The sequence below is a fragment of the Guggenheimella bovis genome, assembly GCF_054492335.1.
On the sequence record NZ_JBQWTF010000005.1, the window covers coordinates 1 to 2,880 of the forward strand.

At 48.5% G+C, this 2,880-nt stretch carries 1 protein-coding gene; it reads left to right on the plus strand.

The genetic code is table 11. The annotated features are described in order from the left end of the window. Positions 1 to 2,880: isopeptide-forming domain-containing fimbrial protein (locus tag ACUB3H_RS08310; protein WP_459130210.1), on the plus strand; the 2,880-nt coding region annotated here is incomplete at both ends.

Consider the following 2,880-nt stretch of genomic DNA (forward strand, 5'->3'; position numbering starts at 1 on the left):
GGTACCATCAGACATTACAGGCTTCACGAAGTACGTACTCGTCGATAACTTAGAGGATGTCTTAGAGACAGACTTAAGCCGCATCACGGTACGCGTGAACGGAACCGTAAACGATACCTTAAAGAGCAATGTAACCGTGACGGAGAATGCAGGTGACCTCAACATCGTTACCTTAGACATTCCTCTCCCAGAGCTCGCAAACTATAGAGGCAAGTACATTGAACTGTCGATCGATGCAAACATTAAGAAGGATGCGGACATCTCAGGCTACAAGAATAGCGAGATTCCAAACCAAGCAAACTTAAGCATCAAAGATGACCCAGCGACGGATCTCAAGACGGAAGTCGTACCAGTCACACCACCAAATGACAACGAACCGCCGATCACAAAGAGCGTTGGAAAAGACAGTACAACTCTTGGAAACACACTCACACTCGATGCACTCACGACCCCATACATCTATCATGTAGATGTAGCGGTACCGGCAGTGACAACGGGTTACACGCAGATTAAGATCGAAGACAAACTTGAATCCGTCCTCACACTAGGAACTGTAAAGATCCTCGTCGATGGAACGGAAAGCACGGACCTCGCAGGATATATCACGAAGGATGACATGACCAACACCGTGACCTTTGAGATCAACTCTGCGACCAACGCACCAGGCTTCGATTTCACAACACTCGCAGGAAAGAAACTCACATTAGAGATCAACTCGAACATTAAAGATGGCGCAGACTTAAGCCCATACCGTGATGGATCCGTACCGAATACGGCCACCCTCACCTTTAACGGAAAGCCAAAGACCTCTAATGAAGTGCTCGTCACCCCACCAGATGTTCCACCAACCTTCGATAAGAGCGTCAATGGAACAGGTGATCTAACCATCACTGGCCTCGATGAAGCACTTGAATACACATTGGATATTACTGTCCCAACGAATACAAAGGACATCACAAAGATCGTTCTCGAAGATACCTTCGATAGCATCTTGAAAGTCGGAAGTCCAGTGACGGTAGCGGTCCTACGAGATGGCACAAATGATGCAGCTCTAACGGATCTCGCAACAAGCTACCTCGAAGTCAACGGACAATACGTAGGACTCCAGATTGTAGGAGCAGCCGAAGCGAACAAGTTCCAAGGAACGACGATCCGCATCACCGTACCGGCTACGATCGATCAGACGAAAGATCTCGCATCGTTCTTAGTAGACGGAAAGCTCCCGAACACGGCAACCCTATCGTATAACCCAGACCCAACGAAGGACATCAAAGACAAGGCAACGGTCACTCCACCAGGAGAAGACCCGACACCGAAGAAGGATGTCAATGGTAAACCAAGCCTAAGCCTTGGAACCTTCACACAGGTCTTCACCTATCACGTAGGTGCAACGGTACCATCAGACATTACAGGCTTCACGAAGTACGTACTCGTCGATAACTTAGAGGATGTCTTAGAGACAGACTTAAGCCGCATCACGGTACGCGTGAACGGAACCGTAAACGATACCTTAAAGAGCTATGTAACCGTGACGGAGAATGCAGGTGACCTCAACATCGTTACCTTAGACATTCCTCTCCCAGAGCTCGCAAACTATAGAGGCAAGTACATTGAACTGTCGATTGATGCAAACATTAAGGAAGGTGCGGACATCTCAGGCTACAAGAATAGCGAGATTCCAAACCAAGCAAACTTAAGCATCAAAGATGACCCAGCGACGGATCTCAAGACGGAAATCGTACCAGTCACACCACCAAATGACAACGAACCGCCGATTACAAAGAGCGTTGGAAAAGACAGTACAACTCTTGGAAACACACTCACACTCGATGCACTCACGACCCCATACATCTATCATGTAGATGTAGCGGTACCGGCAGTGACAACGGGTTACACGCAGATTAAGATCGAAGACAAGCTTGAATCCGTCCTCACACTAGGAACTGTAAAGATCCTCGTCGATGGAACGGAAAGCACGGACCTCGCAGGATATATCACGAAGGTTGACACGACCAACACCGTGACCTTTGAGATCAACTCTGCAACCAATGCACCAGGCTTCGATTTCACAACACTCGCAGGAAAGAAGCTCACATTAGAGATCAACTCGAACATTAAAGATGGCGCAGACTTAAGCCCATACCGTGATGGATCCGTACCGAATACGGCCACCCTCACCTTTAACGGAAAGCCAAAGACCTCTAATGAAGTGCTCGTCACCCCACCAGATGTTCCACCAACCTTCGATAAGAGCGTCAATGGAACAGGTGATCTAACCATCACTGGCCTCGATGAAGCACTTGAATACACATTGGATATTACTGTCCCAACGAACACGAAGGACATCACAAAGATCGTTCTCGAAGATACCTTCGATAGCATCTTGAAAGTCGGAAGTCCAGTGACGGTAGCGGTCCTACGAGATGGCACAAATGATGCAGCTCTAACGGATCTCGCAACAAGCTACCTCAAAGCCGAGGGACAATACGTAGGACTCCAGATTGTAGGAGCAGCCGAAGCGAACAAGTTCCAAGGAACGATGATTCGCATCACCGTACCGGCTACGATCGATCAGACGAAAGATCTCGCTTCGTTCTTAGTAGACGGAAAGCTCCCGAACACGGCAACCCTATCGTATAACCCAGACCCAACGAAGGACATCAAAGACAAGGCAACGGTCACTCCACCAGGAGAAGACCCGACACCGAAGAAGGATGTCAATGGTAAACCAAGCTTAAGCCTTGGCACCTTTACACAGGTCTTCACCTACCACGTAGGTGCAACGGTACCATCAGACATTACAGGCTTCACGAAGTACGTACTCGTCGATAACTTAGAGGATGTCTTAGAGACAGACTTAAGCCGCATCACGGTACGCGT